The sequence below is a fragment of the Paenibacillus litoralis genome, from assembly GCF_046244365.1.
In the GTDB taxonomy this organism is placed as follows: domain Bacteria; phylum Bacillota; class Bacilli; order Paenibacillales; family NBRC-103111; genus Paenibacillus_V.
On record NZ_CP176395.1, the window covers coordinates 3,211,139 to 3,229,454 of the forward strand.

Genomic DNA, 18,316 nt, shown 5'->3' on the forward strand with positions numbered 1-18,316 from the left:
GGGGTTTGCGCATTCCTTTATTTGATATTATTCATCCGGTTTACTCGGAATTATAATGGTGGAGGAAGCGTGATGGAGGGAGTGCGTACGATATCGTGAAGAATAGCATCGTTTACAAGTTTTCCGCTGCGCTAACCATTATTCTGGGAATTCTGTTTACCGTTCTCCTCTTGAGTAACCTTTATTCGCTGGAAGTCGTTCGGAACCAATCGCTGAGCAATTCCCGCAATACGTTAGCGATTTATGTCGAGAACATCCACAACATGCTAAACATTTACTCTAAAGACTTGATGGAAGTGTTTGAAAATAATATCGATACCGCATTGGATGATTTGAGTGCCGGCGAGAGCGGCCGATATTTCAAAACCGTCCAGCTGATGAATGCATTAAAAACCAAAACATCCAACAACTTTTCAAGCGACGGCATGTTTATCAAACTCCCTGATGGCAAAGAGCCTCTTGTGCAATTCGGAAGCCGCATTCCTTCCAATGAAAAATTGATGCTGAGCGATTTTATGGTCAAGCATGATTTTAAACCGAATCCGGACGGAAAAATGGATGAATGGACGGATTTTGATATTCAAGGAGCGCATTACTTATTTAAATACTTGACGTATTCGAACATTAGCTTTGGAACGTTCGTTAAAGCGGATACCTTGCTGTCAATCGTGAACAGGGAGGGGGGCAACCATGACCATTATGTCATAAACGACCGGTCAGGATCCGTTATCGCCTCTACGAATGACGACTTCAACAAGGGTTCTACTGCTTTGACTTTGGATAGTATAAAGAATCGGTACGAGAAAACCGATCTGTTTATTTCACAGCCGATCGCCGAATTCGGGCAGATGACGAATATGGTGGCCAAACAAAGCGTATTCTCGGGGTTAAAGCTGATCCAGTGGCTCATTATATCGCTTGGGATTATTTCTGTCGTCGTCATTCCGCTCGTATTAAGGACACTAGCGAGAGGTATCTTAAGACCGGTTCTCGAGCTGGTAAGAGCCGCTAAAGAAGTCGAGAACGGCCAACGCGAATTCCAAGTTCCTAAAGGACATTATTCCATAGAATTCACGAAATTGTTTCATTCGTTTTACTCCATGGTACGTGAAATTACCGATTTAAAGATTCATACCTATGAAGAAAAAATCGAAAGAAGCCGCGCCGAATTGAAATACCTGCAAATGCAGATCAGGCCTCATTTTTTTCTGAATGCGATTTCAACTATCTCCAGCTTGACTTACCAAAACAAAAACGAAGAAATCAGGAAGCTGATTCTTCATTTGTCCGAGCATCTGAGATATATGTTCAAAGGGGGGCTTATCCTGGTCCCGATCCAAGAGGAAATCAAGCATGTGGAAAATTATATTCGGATGCAGGACATTCGTTATCCCGATCAAATCTTTTACATGACGGACATCGATCCGGGCGCAGGGCAAATCCCCATCCCGCAATTTTTGCTTCAGACGTTCGTCGAAAACATCTTTAAGCATGCCATGATCTACGGAAAGATGCTTTCTATTTTTATCAGAGCGAGCAAGGACATGCTGGAGGACACGCCATGCGTCAAAATTGTTATTGAGGACAACGGGGAGGGGTTCCCGCCGCATGTCTTGCAGACCGCCGATATAACGGCAATCGACCCGATCGAAAGAAGCGATCAAGTCGGAATCGCGAATATCCGCAGAACGCTTCTACTGCTCTATAAAAGAGACGATCTGCTGACATTATCGAATGCGGAGCCGTCTGGCGCCAAGATCGAATTATGGGTGCCGATCCAGGATACCCGCGAACTAGCACCGAAGGAGGAGCATCATGCGCTGCTTGTTGATTGACGACGACATTCCAACCGTCGAGGTTCTTCGCGATATGATGGACTGGCACAAATTCGGTATCGCGCAGGTCATGACAGCCCACAACATCCAAGATGCGAAATTATGTTTCGAAGCCGGTATTCCCGATCTGATTATTTGCGACATCGAAATGCCTCGAGGCTCCGGTTTGGAGATGATCAAATGGGTCCGGGACAATCAGTTTGATTGCGCTTTCATTTTCTTCACCTGCCACGAGAGCTTCGAATTCGCATCGACAGCCATTTCTTACGACGCCGATTCGTACTTGATCAAGCCGTTTGACAAACCAAAGTTGGAAACCGTTCTGCACAAATCGGTCGAATCGCTCAAGCAAAAGAGGTTGCTCGGCGAATACAGCAAGCTTGGTGAGACATGGCTGAAAAATAAAGATTTGGTGGAGAAGAGTTTCTGGAGAGACGTGCTGAACGCCATCATCCCGCCTAGGCCGGATATGATTCAAGTTGAAATTCTCAAGAGGGAATTGTCCCTATCCATGGATGGCAAATATATTTTATTTCTAGTCAGCGTCGCCAAGACCGAAATCGAGAAGGAATGGGAGGACAGCACGTTTCATTATGCGATGAGCAATTTGAGTTCGGAAGCCATGTTCAAGCGTCCGAATCATGACCGGGTGATTGCCTATCAAACGGACAACCAGTTCTATCATGTAATCATCATGGACGGCGAGACCGATCTCGACAGCATGAAAACGCGTGGAGAGCGTCTCATACGGCTGTGCAAGCAGTATTTGAAATGCGTTGCTACCTGCTATATCAGCGAGGGAATGGCGATCTCCCAGCTGGCGAATGCCAAAACGGAATTGGAGCGTTTGGACGAATCGAATCTCATTTTCAGGGGAACCCTACATTTCCGGAAAGATGCTTTCCAGTATGATACGAAAGATCAATATATGCTCGATATCGATCTGTTTACGCTGTACTTTGTCCAGAAGGAGAAGGTTCAAATCGTAAACCGGTTGAAAAAGGAGCTGGAGAGGCTTGCAGGCCAAAATAAACTTGATCCGAAGACCCTTCATTCGATTCGTGAAGACTTTCATCAGGTTGTGTACGCTCTCCTCGCCAGAAACAATATCCAAGCGCACCGGCTTTTCGAAGGTGAGGTCGCCGAGCGCCTCTTTCAAAAATCCGATAACAGTGTCTTCGACTTCATGAAATGGGCGCACTGGATTACGGAGAAAACGATTGAAACGATCAACGAGACGAGGCAATCCGAAGGGGTTGTCGAGCGGGTCAAACGTTTTATCCACGAGAACTATAATCGGGATCTGAACCGCGAAGATGTTGCGGCGAACGTCTTTTTGACGTCTGATTATTTGGCCAAAACGTTCAAGTCCGAAACGGGCTGCACCATCAAGGAATACTTGAACGAATTCCGGATTAAGGTTGCCAAGCAGATGCTGATCGAAAGCACGGCGAGCATTAGTCATGTCGCGATGGAAACCGGTTTTGACACGATCTCTTACTTCTCGACGGTGTTTAAAAAGGTAACGGGAGAAACGCCGAACGCCTATCGAACGAAGCACAATGGAGTCCGATCCGTACAGGCGGACACGAATGAAAACTCTACTTCTCATTGGAGGTAGAGTTTTCACGCATTTTTAAAAGGAAACGAACGAGACTTCCACTTGTTTTTGAAAAATCACTTCGTTTTTTTGAAAGTCATGACGGCTCCGGAAAGATAAACTGAAAGCGTATCAACAATGAACAGGGGGCTTAAACATGGTAAGTAAAAAGAGGCTAACGCCGCTTCTGTTATCGACGGTCATATGCGCCACGATGCTCGCGGCATGCGGCAAGGAGTCGGCACAATCGCCGGACGCTGCTGCCGGCACTAACGCAAAAGTCGAAACCATCGTATTCGCAATGCCGTCGTTTAATCGAATTCCGAGCGATTTGAGCGGGGTAACGGATGCCATCAATAAGCTTACGACGGAAAAAATCGGCGTGAAGGTGGACTTCAAAGTATACGGTCCGGCCGATTACGCACAGAAGATAAACTTGGCGCTGCAGAGCGGCGAGCAAATGGATTTGTTTACGACGCTCGGGCAATTTACCAATTATGTATCGAAAAACCAGCTTTATCCATTGGACGAACTGCTCCCCAAATACGGGAAGGAGTTGACGGCTATATTGGATAAGGATTTCGGTCCCGGGCTGCTGAAATCGACCACCATGAACGGCCATATTTATGGGGTTCCTGTGAACAAGGGTATGTCTCTTCCGGTCAATTTCGTGTACAACGCAGACATGTTGAAAGAGGCGGGCTATAGCGCCGACAGCATCAAATCGATTGAAGATCTGCCGGCTGTCTTCGAAGCAGTCAAGAAGAAATATCCGGAAGTCATTCCTTTCGGTCCCCTCAATGTAAACCCGAGCGATACGATGCTCATGCTCTTGTTAAGAGGAGCGAATCAAGTCGATTTCTTGTCGGACACGACCGGGGTCGGTGCTGTTATCGGCAATGAGGGCAAGGTCGTAAACTTCTACGAAACGGATATTTTCAAGAACGGCGTCAAAACGATGAGGGATTGGTTTGCCAAAGGGTATTTGCAGAAGGATGCCGCATCGACCACCATTGCGTTCCCGGAAATGATCGCCTCCGGCCGGGGTTTCTCCTTTATGGGAGGATACAGCGGGATGGAAGCGGCGAAAGCGCTCAGTGCCCAAACAGGAAAGCGTTTGGAGATGAAACGGATTGCTCCCTATTACTTCGAGACAGGATCCGCCAATCTTGTCAGCTGGATGGTTTCAAGCACAACGAAAGCGCCTGAAGCGACCGTCAAGTTTCTCAATATGCTGTACAGCGATGTCGACTTGATCAATACCATTCTTTACGGGATCGAAGGGGAAGACTATATCAAGGTTGACGAGCACCATGTAAAATTGCCGGACGGGAAGGATGCTTCTACCGTTCCCTATACGGCCATGTTGAGCACGGGGATCGTTGGTTCGGAATCCTTGCAGTATCAGCTTGAGGGGGTTTCTTGGTCGGACGTTGAGCTCAAGTTGAAGGAAAATAAGAACACCCGAAAGTCCCCGTATTTCGGCTTCATTTTCGACCAAAGCAAAGTGAAATCGCAAATAAGCGCAGTGAACAACGTAGTGAACCAATATTTGCCGGGACTAGTAAGCGGTGCTTTGGATCCGGATACGACAATCCCCAAATTCGTGCAAGCGCTGAACGAAGCAGGTGCCCAAACGATTATCCAGAACAAGCAGAAACAGCTTGATGAATGGATCGCGTCACAGAAAAAATAACTTCGATTTAAAGCGTCTTGCAAAGCTGGGCCTGAACCAGGCCCGCTTTGCATGATGGAGGTGAATGCAGATATGACTGCCGGAAGGAAGAAATCGAAATCGACCGGTCTTAAGAAGACGCTTCCCCTCTTCCTATTGGCCGCCCCGGGATTGCTGTATTTTCTTGTAAACAACTATATTCCGATGATCGGCTTATTCATTGCTTTTAAGGATGTGGATTACACCAAAGGGATTTTCCGAAGCGACTGGGTCGGTTTCGACAATTTTCATTTTTTGTTCCAAACGAGCGATGCTTGGGTCATGACCAGAAACACGCTGCTCTATAACGCAGCCTTCATCGTGTTCGGGACGATTCTCTCGATTCTAATCGCCGTCCTCATGTCGGAACTGCTTTACAAAGTCTACTCTAAACTGTTCCAGTCGGGTTTGGTTCTGCCGAACTTGATCTCAATGGTCGTACTGTCATACCTTGTGTTCGCGTTTCTCAATGCGGACAGCGGATTCGTCAACCGCTCCATACTCCGCCCCCTGGGCATTCCGGAGATCAACTGGTATTCGGAGCCGAACTATTGGCCCTATCTGCTTGTGCTCATTCAGCTGTGGAAAACGGCAGGTTACGGGTCCATCGTTTACTTCGCGTTTATCGCAGGGATCGACAAGAGCATTTACGAAGCCGCGAAAATAGACGGCGCCGGCAAGCTCAAGCAAATTCGGATGATCACCTTGCCGCTTCTGAAGCCCACAATCGTCATACTGGGATTGATGTCGATCGGTCGAATATTCAACTCGGACTTCGGCCTGTTCTACCAGGTTCCAATGAATGCGGGAGCTTTATACAGCACAACGCAAACGATCGATACGTATGTGTATCGCGCGCTTATGCAGGTGAACGATATCGGAATGTCCGCCGCCGCAGGATTGTACCAATCGGTGGTCGGATTCGTGCTTGTTATGCTTGCGAATGCCATTGTCAAAAAGGTGAACAAGGACAATGCTTTGTTTTAGGAGGACATGCAATGATACAAACCAGAGGGGAACGCGCATTTACCATTTTCTCTGCGATCGTCATGGGAGGGCTGACCGTTCTAGCTTTTCTGCCTTTCATCTTAGTCTTTGCCGCTTCCTTTACTGACGAATCCACCTTGATACGAGAAGGATACAGCTTTTTTCCGGGTAAGCTGAGTCTTGATGCCTATGGATATATGGTCTCCTCATCGTCCACCTTCCTCCAAGCTTATGGCGTCTCTTTCTTGGTAACGATCTTGGGGACGGGGATCGGTTTGTTGATCACAAGCATGCTCGCCTACCCGATGTCCAGAAAAGACTTCAAATACCATAACGTGCTTGCGTTTGCCGTCTTCTTTACCATGCTGTTCAGCGGAGGCGTCGTTCCTTCCTACATCTTGTGGACCAAATATTTGCATGTGAAGGATACGCTCGCAGCTTTGATCGTTCCTAATTTGTTGACCAACGGTTTCCATGTTCTATTGATCAGGAATTATTACAAGAACAATGTGCCTGTCGATCTCATTGAATCCGCCCAAATCGACGGGGCGTCGGAACTGCGGACGTTTTTCCGGATCATGCTGCCATTATCCGTGCCTGTTATGGCGACTGTCGGATTGTTTATGGGACTGGCCTATTGGAACGATTGGATCAACGCGCTTTATTTCATCACGAAACCTCAGTACTATGGCATCCAAAACATGCTGATCCGTTTGATGAACAACATTCAATTTCTGAAATCCAGCCAGGCTAGCAGCATTCTGGGAGCAAGCGCGGTAGAACTTCCAAGTACGGCCATTCGAATGGCCATGGCGGTTATCGGGATACTGCCGGTATTATTCGTGATGCCGTTCCTTCAGAAGTACCTAATGAAAGGCGTCGTGATCGGCGCCGTTAAAGGATAACGTGAATGGAAAGGGGGTTGTAAAGATGAACGTTCAAGAGGTAATCGACCGAGTGCTGCTCGACTCCTGCGGCGGGCGGAAGCTGGAGAAAACTTGCGACTTGCTCATAAGCGGTGACCCGGACATGGAAGTGAAGGGGATTGTCACGAGCTTTATGGCTACTGTCGATGTGATCAGGGAAGCGATTGCGATCGGAGCGAACATGATCATTACACATGAGCCTACTTATTATACAGGGCTTGACGAATTAGAATGGCTGCAGAAGGACCCTGTCTATTTGGCGAAACAGAAGTTGATTGAAGATTACCGGATTGCCATTTGGAGATATCACGATCATATGCACCTCGCGCAAACTGACCGGATTTATGACGGTCTGATTAAGGAGCTCGGATGGGAGAACAAGCAGATCGATCCAAGCTCGCCCTGGTGTTACGAAATTGAAAAGACGACTTTGGGCGACCTGGCGGCTTTTTTCATGCGGAAATTGTCCATGAACGTGCTGCGGATCGTGGGCAATCCCGACATGCCGTGTTCCCGAATCGGGATTTTGGTCGGCGGAGGCAGCCTGGGGCTGGGCAGGGAGCAAATGCCGATGGAGCTCATGAGGGACAAGGAGCTCGATGTCATGATTTGCGGCGAGATTACGGAGTGGACATTATGCGCCTATATCAATGACGCGGCAATGCTGGGATTCAATAAGGGAATGCTGGTAGTCGGACATGAACGAACCGAGGAATGGGGGATGAAGCATATGTCAGAGTGGATGCAAACGCTTGTGGAACATATTCCGGTCACGTTCGTCGATGCGAAGGAACCGTTCCGTTACCTATAGAAAGGCTGCTTTCATTCTTAAATTATTTTCAATAAAGACCGTCGTATACACGACGGTCTATTTTTTATAGGATGACACGAAAGCGTAATGTTGCAAAAAAAAAAATCCTGATTTTTGACAAGCCGTAGAACTTTATGTATTCGAAATCGGAACTGTTCCAAGGACAAGTGGGAGGATAGAAGAGAGGGGAATCCAACCGTATAAATGATCCCACGCTATTCAGCAGTGAGTTTGGCATGCACGCCTCTGCAAACCGTCATACATTGGAAAGCTACGTTCCGAAAGGTGAATTTTACTGGCTAAGCGACGAAATGGCGTATCGAAATAAGGATGCGCATCAGCCCAAAGGAATCTTACTGATGGAAGGATACACCGGAATTCCTCAAAATATTGAGGAATATATGGATTTCTCCATGTTGACGCAAGCGGCAGGCTTGCAGCTCGCAGTAGAGCACTACCGCAGAAACAAACCCAGAACGAGCGGGGCGTTAATTTGGCAGCTGAACGATTGCTGGCCGGGAACGAGCTGGTCAATGATTGAGTACTGCCTGCTTCCGAAAGCTTCCTACTATTACTCGGCAAAGTTTTTCCATCCGATCCTATTGACGGTGGATCATGAAATCGGCGACAAAATGACAGTCTACGTTGTGAACGATACGCTGGCCGCGCTTAATGACGTAGTGAGCATAACGATAAGCGATTTTTCGGGAAGAATCTTATACGAAGCGAAGTACCCGGTTCAAGTGAAGGCCAACAGCGTGCTGCCGATAGCGGAACTGCCTGAAAATGTTTTGCAAGGACATTCTGCATACGAAGCGGTATTGCATGTTCAATCCGAAATGGCGTATTGGGATAACACGGAGCGGGTCATGCAGGTCGCCAAGAAAGTGGGCGCGAGATTCATTCGTGTAGCTCTTCCTGTGTATGATGGGTCCAGAAACTACCATGATCTGTTTGCAGAAGAGGTGGATTACCTGCACCACGTCCAGGAGCTTTCTCAGCAATACGGCGTCAAAGGCCTGGTGGAAATCCACCATAGAACAATCGCGCCGAGCGCGGGTTTAATTGGTATCCGGTTTCAATCCGGATCACATTGGCGTCCTGCACGATGCCGGAAATATGGTGCATGAGGGCTTTGAGAATTACCGGATGGGGCTTGAGCTGCTCGGGCCTTATCTTGCACACGTTCACGTCAAGAACGCTAAATGGGCACCGACGGGAGAACGGAAAGAGGGCGTATCGCTTTGGAAAAGCGATTGGTCGCCCCTGGATGAAGGTATGATCAATTGGAAGAAGCTGCTTGGCGATTTGAAAGCGGTCGGCTACGACGGTTATCTTGGCGTTGAAGACTTCAGCGAGCAATACGGATCAATCGAGATGCTGAACAATTTTTCAGCGAAGTTCAAGATGTGGCTGGCGTAAGCCTACCGCATAGGTAAGCAAAGCCTCACTTGCGTAAATGTGAGTGAGTTTTTTTATATGGAGGAGAGAGAGTTTTGGGATAAGGAGCAGCTTTTCGTTGATATATTGCAATAATCGTTACTATTTGAGGTCTCATTCACATTTGGGAATTTATGTTGTAGTTTAATGTTTATTTGTGTTAAAATTGGTGAAATTCTGATGTTTTTCTTGCAAGCTATCATGCCAATGATCTCTTCCTTCGGCTCCATTCCCATAAATCAGGATACATTTCGCTTAAAATAGAGCATGTAAGCGCAAACAATAATTCAGTAAGATTACAACTAACAACATGCAGCCGAATCATGTAAGCGTATTTTTAATCACTGCAGCAGTCAGTCACTTATTATTTAGGAAAGGAAATGACCTGGAAAGGGTGAGACTCTCACAACAAACGTAAAAATACGAGATCAACGATTGATTTAGTAACGAAATACAGAAGAAAAAGCGAGAGGGGTATAACAGAATGAAAAGGAAACATGCGATTGTTTCTCTGGCGGCTATCATGATAACGGGGGCATTGACCGGATGTGGCGCTTCCGAGAAGGAAAAACCTTCAAACGGAGCAACGGCTTCCAACGAGCCAACTAAAATAAAGGCACTTCTCGTAGGGGACACGCTTAAAGTGGATCTTAACAAAGCGAAGGAAGATATCGAGAAACGCGGCAACGTCAAGCTTGATCTCGAACTGGCTATCTATGATACCTACTCGGATAAAGTCAACTTGGCGATGGCGAATTCGTCATCCTACGACCTCATTCTGTTTGAAAGTGGAAAAGACACCGTGTTTTCCAACTACGTCAAACAGGGCGCTTTCCATGACCTGACATCCTATCTGAAAGACAAGAAGAATTTAAGCCTGATCCCTGAAATCACTTGGACCCAAACGAAGATTGACAATAAAGTATACGGGATCCCCCGCCCGCGTCAAATGTATGATGCGCAGGGAGTCATATCGATCCGTAAAGACTGGTTGGACAAGTACGGTTTGAAAATGCCGGAGACACTGGACGAATATACGCAAGCGATGAAAACCTTCAAGGAGAAGGATCCGGTCGGCGGAGGGAAGACCGTGCCGATCGTCACCTTCCCTACAAACTCCTATTCGGTTTTCGGTTGGCTTTCACCGGTTCAGTTTGCATTAGGCATGCCTAATGGATGGAGAATCGAGAATGGCGTTCCTAAATATGCGATACAAACACCGGAATACTTGAAGTATTTGGATTGGGTAAAGCAAGCGTGGGCGGCTGGACTTTTTGACAAAAACGCCCCGGTATTAAAGTCCCAGCAAGCCCAGGATCAATATCTTCAAGGTATTGGCGGGGCCAGAGCGGCGAATGTACAGGAATTGAATGACAGCCCAAGCGCCAACTTGGCCAAAATTCGTAAAGCCGATCCCAAGGCGGAATTAGCTATCATTCCTTTGTTGAAAGGTCCGGATGGAAAAGGCGGTATCTTCACAAGTGCCGGTTATTATGGTTTATGGTCGATTCCGAGCACGACGCCAAAAAACAAGATTCAAAAGATCGTCGATTACCTTGATTTCTCGGCTAGCGAGGAAAATCAAGCGTTCATGAAAGCAGGGATAAGCGGCATGCACTCTACAAGTTATAAGGATGGCAAGGTGGAACAGACGCCTGAGCAGCTGAAGCTGTTCCAGGAAGAAATGCCGAACATCTGGGTGCTGGAAAATCGTTATGATCCCTATATATACGTCAATGCAGACGCTTCCGCCCCGGTCAGACAAACCATGAAAGACATCACCGACAGCTTTGGGAAAATAGGCATCAACAATCCATTCGGCGGTTTGATTTCGGAAACGAATGCCAAAAATCCGGACAATCTGAAGAAGCTTAGTACCGCCGCATTGAAATACGTCATCGGAGAAGGCACGCTCGACGCGGTAAAGGCCGAAATCGACAGCTGGACGAAAACGTACGGCGACCAAATCGCCAAAGAGTATATGGATCAGTACAACGCTCAGAAAAAGTAAGGCGGATACAAGAGAATTGTCTTCCGAAGCAGGAGGGCAATTCTCTTTCTTATACGGATGTATGGGGAAGATCGTAAAAGAGGATACAGTCCCATTAACAAGGAACATTTGAAAGGTTATGAAAGCGTTGTACGATAAGAGTGCATCATGGAATTGAAGGAGGCGTTGCAGATGGCTTTGTATCAGGGCGAACAATCGGGGCTTCAAATGAAAGCGCATTATTCTAGGGCGACAGCGAAATCTTTATTTAAGAAAAATGCGAAAAAATACATGTGGTTTTATTTGCTGGCTGCCCCGGGAATGATCTATTTTATTGTGTTTAAATACTTTCCGATGTGGGGCATCTTGCTCGCTTTTCAGGACTTTAGCCCGTTTTTGGGTTTTTGGAAGAGTCCGTGGGTAGGCTTTAAGCATTTTCAGGAATTTTTCGCGAATGAAGCGTTCTTCCTTCTTCTAAAGAACACGCTGATTTTAAGCCTGTATAATTTGACCTTTTATTTTCCGTTTGTCATTTTATTGGCGATTCTGTTGAGCGAGCTGCGCTCAGTGTTGATGAGAAGAATCGTGCAGACGGTTGTCTACTTGCCGCATTTTCTTTCCTGGGTCGTAGTCGTAGCGATTACGCTCATTTTCTTCGGGCCGTCCGGTGTCATTAACCATTCTTTGGCAGAAGCAATCGGCAAAGAAATCGGGTTCATGACGAGCAATGAGTGGTTCCGGCCGCTCGCGGTATTTCAGGGGATTTGGAAGGAAGCGGGTTGGGGGACGATCATCTTTCTTGCGGCGATTGCAGGCGTGAATCCCGACCTTTATGAAGCGGCCAAGATGGACGGTGCCGGCAGATGGCGGCGAATATGGCATATTACCCTTCCCGGCATCAGGAGCACCATCATCATATTGCTAGTGCTTCGCATCGGCAGTATTATGGATTCCAACTTCATGCAGGTATTCCTGATGAGCAACGGGCTTAATCAAGACGTCTCCGACGTTCTCGATCTGTATGTATACCGGGTAGGCTTGACGCAGTCCCAATTCAGCTACGGGATTGCGGCCGGATTGTTCAACTCGGTAGTCGGATTGATTATGGTTGTCGTCAGTAACTATTTTGCCAAAAAAGCGGGAGAAGACGGCGTGTTTTAAGCCGGATCGAGGTGCAAACGTGCGAATAAAGGATAAATTCACCCTATTTGATGCAACTAATTCATTATTCATGCTGTTCTACAGCTTGCTGGTGTTTCTTCCGTTCTTGTACATTGTGGCCGTTTCGTTCAGTGGCGGCGGAGAATCGATTGGAGGAAAATTTTTTCTAATACCGAAAGAATTTTCGCTCGAAGGTTATAAATATTTGCTATCAACGAATCGATTCCCAAATGCGATTGGCAATACCATGTATATCACGGTAGTCGGGACGGCCATCAATTTGGTATTCTCTGCAACGCTTGCCTATGCGCTGTCCAAAAAGTTTTTGCCGGGCCGGCGCGCGATGATGCTGATCATTTTTTTCACCATGCTCTTCTCGGCCGGCTTAATACCGAATTATTTGCTGATAAAGTCGCTTGGGCTGTTGAATACTTACTGGGCGCTGTTATTGCCTGGTGCGACAAACGCTTTCACGATAATGGTAATGAAAACATTTTTCCAGGGACTTCCTGAAAGCTTGGATGAGGCGGCGCGAATGGACGGAGCAGGGGAAGTACGGATCTTATGGTCGGTCGTGCTGCCGCTTTCGATGCCGGTTATGGCGACATTCGGACTTATGTTCATGGTCGGCCACTGGAATGAGTTTTTCGGAGCCGTCATTTATTTGAGCAAGAGCAGTATGTGGACGGTGCAGGTGCTGTTAAGGCAAATGATTATCGTTGGCACAGCGGATATCAATAATGATTTAAGCATGGCGGAGAAATCGGCCTCTCAGATTGGCGACAGCATCAAAATGGCGGCCATCATCATATCTATGATCCCGATTGTAGCCATTTATCCGTTTTTGCAAAAATATTTCGCGCAGGGATCCATGCTGGGATCGATTAAAGAATAACGTTAACAACTGGAAAGAGGTGCTTTTATAATGAGCAAAAAAATTCGTGTCGGCGTCATCGGAGCCGGATCGATCTCCGGCTTTCATCTAAACGCTTACGCCAACCATCCGGAGGTCGAGCTTGCGGCCATCTGCGACTTGAACGAGGAACGCGCCCGCGCGAAAGCCCAAAAGTACAACATCTCGAACGTTTACACGGACTATAACAAACTGCTGGAAGACGGCAGCATCGATGCCGTCAGCATCTGTACCTGGAACAACACGCACGCGCCGATCAGTATCGCCGCATTGCATGCAGGCAAAAACGTCCTTTGCGAGAAGCCGCTTTGCAAAACAGTCGAGGAAGCCCGCGAAGTGGAAGCTGCCGTCAAGAAAAGCGGCAAAAAGCTGCTGGTCGGCTACGTCCGCCGCTTCGCGTCCAACACGCGTATTGTAAAGGAATTCATAGAGAACGGGGATCTCGGCGAGATTTATTACGCGAAGGCTTCCAGTATTCGTCGTTTCGGCAACCCGGGCGGCTGGTTTGCCGATCTGGAACGCTCCGGCGGCGGCCCGCTTATCGACATCGGCGTGCATGTCATCGACCTGTGCTGGTATTTGATGGGCCGTCCGAAGGTGAAGTCGATCACCGGCAACACTTACCGCAAGCTCGGCAACCGTTCCCACATCGAGAATTTGGCTCACTACAAAGCAGCCGACTACGATAAAAACGTAAATAACGTCGAAGACATGGCTAACGCCCTCATTCGCTTCCAGAACGGCGCTTCGCTTCTCGTCGACGCCAGCTTCACGCTGCACGCAAAGAAAAACGAAGCCACAGTCAAGCTCTATGGCGACAAAGGCGGCGTTGAGATCGAACCGGAACTTGCCTTCGTTACGGAAAAATATAACACGATTCTCAACATCGATCCGCAAATCGACAACAAAGGCTTAGATGTCGTCAAAGCCTTCCAAGGGGAGATCAATCATTTCGTGGACATGTGCTTTGGTCGCAAAGAAGCGATCAGCCCGATCGAGGACGGCGTAGAAATGATGAAAATGTTATGCGGCATTTATGAATCCGCAGAAAAAGAAACGGAAATTGCGTTCGACTAAAAAAATGAGTCCATAAGCCGAATTAGCAGAGATAGTAAATAATGAGGCTGAAAGGCGGCGATGACAGATGCGAGCGTCGTTTTTAAGCTTTTTACGAAGAAGTTTTTTTGTGAAAGTGATTTTTATTTTGTTTCTCGTTTCTGTCGTTCCCCTGCTTATTTTCGCTTATTTGACTATAACCCTATCCAATCAAGCGGTCATAGACAAAGTCAAGATGCTCAATTTGCAGGTCGTGAACCAAATCATGGAGCGTATCGATATCACGATGTCGCGCATGCAGCAAGTTAGCTCCCAATACGGGATATCGCCAAGTATAAGTAATTTAATGGATTCGCAAGAGAACTTTTTCAATTATGTCATTCAAAATCAGGAGTTGCAGCGGGTATTGGATACGGGCAAAACGGCAATCGGGGACATCGACGATATCGGAGTCTATTCCGTCGAGTCCGGCGAAGTGGTCACTTCACTCGTCCCGATTGTTCCGCTGAAACAATCGCATTACGCTGAACTGATTCAACGATTCGAGCAATCGAACAAGCCTTTTTTACTGGTTGTTGACCAGAATGACAAAAATTCCTTTTTGCAAGACAACAGCTTTTTCATGCGTAAGGTACCGTATTCCAACGGGACCGGCTATAAAGGCGTTTTAATAATCACCCTCTCGAACAATGCTCTCAAGCAAACGATTCAGAACATCGATTTGGGACCGGAAGGCGCGATCTATATTCTTTCCCCGGACAGGAAAGTAATCGCCTCGACTAGCAGTGAAGACACATCGGTCCTGACCAAACATATCGGGCAGCTTCTGGATAGCTGGGAGCAAAGAGGACGGAGCGATCAGTTCACGTTAGAGCACTCGCTTGTATCCGCGAAACAATCTAAAGATTTTCACGGATGGATTATCGTCTCGGAAATTCCGGATACTCATTTATCGGAGAGCACGCATTTTATAACAAAATCCGCCTTGATTGCGCTTTTCGCGCTGATGCTGCTCGGTCTGATCGTTTCACTCGCAATAGGATACAGCTTGTATAACCCTCTGCAACGGCTTAAACGTCATATGCAGCTTATCCAGAAGGGAGATTTCACGACGCAAGACACGAAGTATCCAAACAACGAAATCGGCGATTTAGGTGTAATGTTGAACAAGATGGCTTCCCGACTGCAATTGCTTATGGAGGATTTACAGAAATCGGAGGAATTGAAGCGACGCAATGAAATTCGCGTGCTGCAGTCGCAAATCAACCCGCACTTGATGTACAACACCTTGAACACGATCAGCGTATACGCCGCGCTTCGGGATTATAAAAAAATCAAGTCGATGATGCGCAGTCTGATCTCGATCCTGCGCTATTCGATGGAAAACTACGAACAACTCGTTCCGCTCTCCCGAGAGTTGAAATATTTAGCCGATTATGTGAGCATGATTCAGCTGCGGTACGATCGTCGTATAATCCTGAAATTAGAGATAGAAGAGCCTCTAAACGAAGTGCTTATTCCAAAATTGCTTCTGCAGCCGTTGATCGAAAATTCACTGTTCCACGGTATTTTGGCCAAAGAGGACGATGAAGGAGTAATAACCGTTCGGGCTGCCCAGGTTTCAGAAGAAAAAGTCCTGCTGCAAATCGAAGATAACGGCATAGGAATTGAACCGGATCGGCTGAAAGTGCTCAACACGAATTTGGCACAAGGTCTGCCGGGTGAGAGCATCGGCGTGAAAAACGTATGGGAGCGGGTAAGACTGCTCTATGGCGAGCAAGCGGAATTTCAAATTCGCAGCGAGGGGAATGGAGCGGTAGTGTCTATCTTCATTCCTAGCGGCAGACTGGACTACGAAAGAGAGGATGCTTCGCTATATGGCACCGTATAAAGTGATGATTGTCGAAGACGAGAAGCCGGCTCGCGAAGTGTATAAGCAGATGATCGCCGAGGAACGCGGTCTGTTCCATGTTGTTGGAGAAGCGACTAACGGGGAAAAAGGGTTGCTGTTATGTAAAGAGCACAAACCCCACTTTCTGGTCACGGATCTAACGATGCCGGTTATGGGGGGAATCGAGATGATGGTTGAGCTCGCTAAGCTTGATCAGGAAATGCCGCTTATGGTTATTTTAAGTTGCCATAGTGACTTTCATCTCGCGCAAAAGGCGATCGAACTGGGGGCTTCGTCGTATTTGTTGAAGGAAGACTGCTTGGCACAAGATACGTTGCTTGCCGAAACGCTAAAGAAGCTTACCCCTAAGCTGGAAGGACGCGTTTATGATTCGTTCAAAATGGATGATCGCACGCCAATCAGTGATCCCGTCCCCGGGCACCCGAACGACGTCATGGAAGATGTCATTCGGCAACTGCAAGCTGATGTCAGCAAGTCTTATCGTATGGAAGCAGTGGCCGCACAAGCCGGCTACAGCGCACCTTATTTCAGCGCCATGTTCAAAAAAACAACGGGTCAAACGTTTACTCAATATATCATGGAGCTGCGGGTCAACAAAGCCAGGCTGCTGATTACCACTACAAATCTTCGGACAAACGAAATCGCTGAGCTGGTCGGGCTGGAAAATTACCGGCATTTCAATAAAATTTTCAAACGAATGGTTGGCATGAATCCAAGCGATTATCGTAATGTCGCGTTGAAAGAACAGCGAGGATAAAAAAAGGTATCGCGATAATTAGAGAGGAGAAAACGAGCATGAATCAAGTTAGAGTAGGCGTAATCGGGCTTGGCAATATGGGGGCGATGGTCGCGAACTGCTTGCGGCGCAATGAGATTGAAGGCGCGGTGTTGGCGGCGGCTAGTGAAACGTTTGCAGAGCGGCTGGAATGGGCGCGCGGTGAATTCGGCGGCGATGTGAAGCTGTTCGGCAGCGTGGAAGAGCTGCTCGACTCAGGCGAGATCGATGCCGTCTATATCGCGACGCCGCACTACGATCATCCGCGCATCGCCATCCTGGCATTCAAGCGCGGCTTGCACGTGCTGACCGAGAAGCCGGCCGGTGTGTACACGAAGCAGGTGCGCGAAATGAACGAAGCAGCCGCGAACGCCGGCACGGTATTCGGCATCATGTACAACCAGCGGTCGCTGCCGCTGTACCAAAAGCTTCGCGAGCTCGTGCAGTCGGGCGAACTCGGTGAAATCCGCCGCACGAACTGGATCGTCACGAACTGGTATCGTACGCAACACTATTACGACTCCGCCGCTTGGCGAGGGACATGGGCGGGTGAAGGCGGCGGCGTGTTAATCACCCTGGTGCCGCATCAGCTCGATCTGTGGCAGTGGACGATCGGCATGATGCCGGAACGCGTTCGAGCCTTTTGCAGCTTCGGCAAATACCGGAACATCGAGGTGGAAGACGACGTAACCGCTTATGTCGAATACGCGAACGGCGCAACCGGACTATTTGTGACGACGACGGGCGAATATCCGGGCACGAACCGTTTCGAGGTAACCGGCGACCGCGGGAAAATCGTCATCGAGGATGGCAAACTGACTTTCTGGCGGTTGCGCGTGCCTGAACAAGAGTTCAACCGGAAGTTTAGCGGCGGTTTCGGCAGTCCGGAATGCTGGAAAGTGGAAATTCCTGTCGCCAGACAAAGCAAGGAAGGGCACGTCCTGCTTATGCAAAACTTCGTAAACGCAATTGCAAAGGGAACGCCGCTGCTGGCGCCTGGCGTTGAGGGAATCAAGGGGCTGACGCTTTCGAACGCCATGCAATTGTCCGCGTGGACGGACAATTGGGTCGACCTGCCGATCGATGAGGATTTATACTACGAGCAGCTTCAGGACAAAATCCGCAGCAGCGAAGCGAAGAAAGCTTCAGGCGGCAAAAACGCTTGACCCGAGCGGGACGTTTGCGTAAAAGCTTCA

The 18,316-nt window shown here is 48.0% G+C and carries 15 protein-coding genes; all 15 read left to right on the forward strand.

Going from position 1 to position 18,316, the window contains the following annotated elements:
• Positions 1-95: 95 nt before the first annotated feature.
• Positions 96-1,835 (forward strand): sensor histidine kinase, encoded by a 1,740-nt coding sequence (locus tag ACKGJP_RS12890; protein WP_409346034.1) that lies wholly within the window; start codon positions 96-98, stop codon positions 1,833-1,835.
• Entirely contained in the window at positions 1,816-3,456 is a 1,641-nt protein-coding gene (locus tag ACKGJP_RS12895) for a helix-turn-helix domain-containing protein (RefSeq protein WP_409346035.1), read from the forward strand. Before ACKGJP_RS12890 ends, ACKGJP_RS12895 begins: the two co-directional genes overlap by 20 nt.
• A gap of 136 nt (positions 3,457-3,592) precedes the next feature.
• A complete protein-coding gene (locus tag ACKGJP_RS12900) occupies positions 3,593-5,131 on the forward strand; it encodes an ABC transporter substrate-binding protein (protein WP_409346036.1) in 1,539 nt (512 codons plus the stop codon).
• Between the two features lie 72 nt (positions 5,132-5,203).
• On the forward strand, positions 5,204-6,136 hold the full coding sequence (locus ACKGJP_RS12905) for an ABC transporter permease (protein ID WP_409346037.1): 933 nt from the start codon (positions 5,204-5,206) through the stop codon (positions 6,134-6,136).
• An 11-nt stretch (positions 6,137-6,147) separates the two neighbouring features.
• On the forward strand, positions 6,148-7,041 hold the full coding sequence (locus tag ACKGJP_RS12910) for a carbohydrate ABC transporter permease (RefSeq protein WP_409346038.1): 894 nt from the start codon (positions 6,148-6,150) through the stop codon (positions 7,039-7,041).
• Positions 7,042-7,066: 25 nt separating this feature from the next.
• Positions 7,067-7,873 (forward strand): Nif3-like dinuclear metal center hexameric protein, encoded by an 807-nt coding sequence (locus tag ACKGJP_RS12915; protein ID WP_409346039.1) that lies wholly within the window; start codon positions 7,067-7,069, stop codon positions 7,871-7,873.
• Between the two features lie 359 nt (positions 7,874-8,232).
• Positions 8,233-9,003 (forward strand): hypothetical protein, encoded by a 771-nt coding sequence (locus ACKGJP_RS12920; protein WP_409346040.1) that lies wholly within the window; start codon positions 8,233-8,235, stop codon positions 9,001-9,003.
• On the forward strand, positions 8,993-9,295 hold the full coding sequence (locus ACKGJP_RS12925) for a sugar phosphate isomerase/epimerase family protein (protein ID WP_409346041.1): 303 nt from the start codon (positions 8,993-8,995) through the stop codon (positions 9,293-9,295). Before ACKGJP_RS12920 ends, ACKGJP_RS12925 begins: the two co-directional genes overlap by 11 nt.
• Before the next feature lie 502 nt (positions 9,296-9,797).
• The gene (locus ACKGJP_RS12930; RefSeq protein ID WP_409346042.1) at positions 9,798-11,324 is read left to right on the forward strand and encodes a hypothetical protein; all 1,527 of its coding nucleotides are present in this window, start codon (positions 9,798-9,800) and stop codon (positions 11,322-11,324) included.
• 171 nt (positions 11,325-11,495) lie between these two features.
• Complete coding sequence (locus ACKGJP_RS12935) at positions 11,496-12,464, forward strand: ABC transporter permease (protein WP_409346043.1); 969 nt, start codon at positions 11,496-11,498, stop codon at positions 12,462-12,464.
• Between the two features lie 19 nt (positions 12,465-12,483).
• The gene (locus ACKGJP_RS12940) at positions 12,484-13,359 is read left to right on the forward strand and encodes a carbohydrate ABC transporter permease (protein WP_409346044.1); all 876 of its coding nucleotides are present in this window, start codon (positions 12,484-12,486) and stop codon (positions 13,357-13,359) included.
• Positions 13,360-13,389: 30 nt separating this feature from the next.
• Positions 13,390-14,454 carry a Gfo/Idh/MocA family protein gene (locus ACKGJP_RS12945; protein ID WP_409346045.1) on the forward strand — a complete coding sequence of 355 codons (1,065 nt, stop codon included), beginning with the start codon at positions 13,390-13,392 and terminating at the stop codon, positions 14,452-14,454.
• 109 nt (positions 14,455-14,563) lie between these two features.
• On the forward strand, positions 14,564-16,324 hold the full coding sequence (locus ACKGJP_RS12950; RefSeq protein ID WP_409346046.1) for a sensor histidine kinase: 1,761 nt from the start codon (positions 14,564-14,566) through the stop codon (positions 16,322-16,324).
• Positions 16,311-17,102: a helix-turn-helix domain-containing protein gene (locus ACKGJP_RS12955; protein ID WP_409346047.1), complete on the forward strand. Its 792-nt coding sequence runs from the start codon at positions 16,311-16,313 to the stop codon at positions 17,100-17,102. The genes ACKGJP_RS12950 and ACKGJP_RS12955 overlap by 14 nt, the downstream gene beginning before the upstream one ends.
• A gap of 38 nt (positions 17,103-17,140) precedes the next feature.
• Entirely contained in the window at positions 17,141-18,286 is a 1,146-nt protein-coding gene (locus tag ACKGJP_RS12960; RefSeq protein ID WP_409346048.1) for a Gfo/Idh/MocA family protein, read from the forward strand.
• Positions 18,287-18,316 lie beyond the last annotated feature (30 nt).

Bases quoted from the DNA above. Each gene is read 5' to 3' on its own strand.
- ACKGJP_RS12895 (WP_409346035.1), top strand. From the start codon at position 1,816: ATGCGCTGCTTGTTGATTGACGACGACATTCCAACCGTCGAGGTTCTT.
- ACKGJP_RS12900 (WP_409346036.1), top strand. From the start codon at position 3,593: ATGGTAAGTAAAAAGAGGCTAACGCCGCTTCTGTTATCGACGGTCATA.
- ACKGJP_RS12905 (WP_409346037.1), top strand. From the start codon at position 5,204: ATGACTGCCGGAAGGAAGAAATCGAAATCGACCGGTCTTAAGAAGACG.
- ACKGJP_RS12910 (WP_409346038.1), top strand. From the start codon at position 6,148: ATGATACAAACCAGAGGGGAACGCGCATTTACCATTTTCTCTGCGATC.
- ACKGJP_RS12915 (WP_409346039.1), top strand. From the start codon at position 7,067: ATGAACGTTCAAGAGGTAATCGACCGAGTGCTGCTCGACTCCTGCGGC.
- ACKGJP_RS12920 (WP_409346040.1), top strand. From the start codon at position 8,233: ATGGAAGGATACACCGGAATTCCTCAAAATATTGAGGAATATATGGAT.
- ACKGJP_RS12925 (WP_409346041.1), top strand. From the start codon at position 8,993: ATGGTGCATGAGGGCTTTGAGAATTACCGGATGGGGCTTGAGCTGCTC.
- ACKGJP_RS12930 (WP_409346042.1), top strand. From the start codon at position 9,798: ATGAAAAGGAAACATGCGATTGTTTCTCTGGCGGCTATCATGATAACG.
- ACKGJP_RS12935 (WP_409346043.1), top strand. From the start codon at position 11,496: ATGGCTTTGTATCAGGGCGAACAATCGGGGCTTCAAATGAAAGCGCAT.
- ACKGJP_RS12945 (WP_409346045.1), top strand. From the start codon at position 13,390: ATGAGCAAAAAAATTCGTGTCGGCGTCATCGGAGCCGGATCGATCTCC.
- ACKGJP_RS12955 (WP_409346047.1), top strand. From the start codon at position 16,311: ATGGCACCGTATAAAGTGATGATTGTCGAAGACGAGAAGCCGGCTCGC.
- ACKGJP_RS12960 (WP_409346048.1), top strand. From the start codon at position 17,141: ATGAATCAAGTTAGAGTAGGCGTAATCGGGCTTGGCAATATGGGGGCG.